Origin of the sequence: Ensifer sp. LC384, from assembly GCF_001695865.1 — a bacterium.
In the GTDB taxonomy this organism is placed as follows: Bacteria; Pseudomonadota; Alphaproteobacteria; order Rhizobiales; family Rhizobiaceae; genus Ensifer.
Genome location: NZ_MBST01000092.1, coordinates 1 through 300, shown reverse-complemented (window position 1 = coordinate 300; position 300 = coordinate 1). Strand labels below are relative to the sequence as shown.

The 300-nt window shown below is 62.0% G+C and carries 2 pseudogenes; both read left to right on the top strand.

Annotated elements, in window-relative coordinates:
- A pseudogene (locus BC363_RS34975) lies at nucleotides 1–159 on the top strand (electron transfer flavoprotein subunit beta/FixA family protein); the annotation flags it as partial.
- A 23-nt stretch (nucleotides 160–182) separates the two neighbouring features.
- Nucleotides 183–300 (top strand): annotated as a pseudogene (locus BC363_RS34970) (electron transfer flavoprotein subunit alpha/FixB family protein); the annotation flags it as partial.

Genomic DNA, 300 nt, shown 5'->3' with positions numbered 1-300 from the left:
CCGCTCGACAGACACACGCCGGCCGATTTCGGCGTCGACACGACGGCGCGGCTGAAGGTGCTGAAGACCGAGGAGCCGGAAGGCCGCAAGGCCGGCATCAAGGTCAAGTCGGTGGCCGAGCTGGTCGAAAAACTCAAGACCGAAGCCGGCGTGCTTTAAGTTCAGGAAAGGGAGATTTTATCATGGCTATTCTGCTTCTGGCTGATCACGACGGCAGCCACCTTTCCGACCAGACGGCAAAGGCGCTGACGGCGGCGAGTAAAATCGGCGGCGACGTGCATGTGCTGGTGGCCGGTGCCG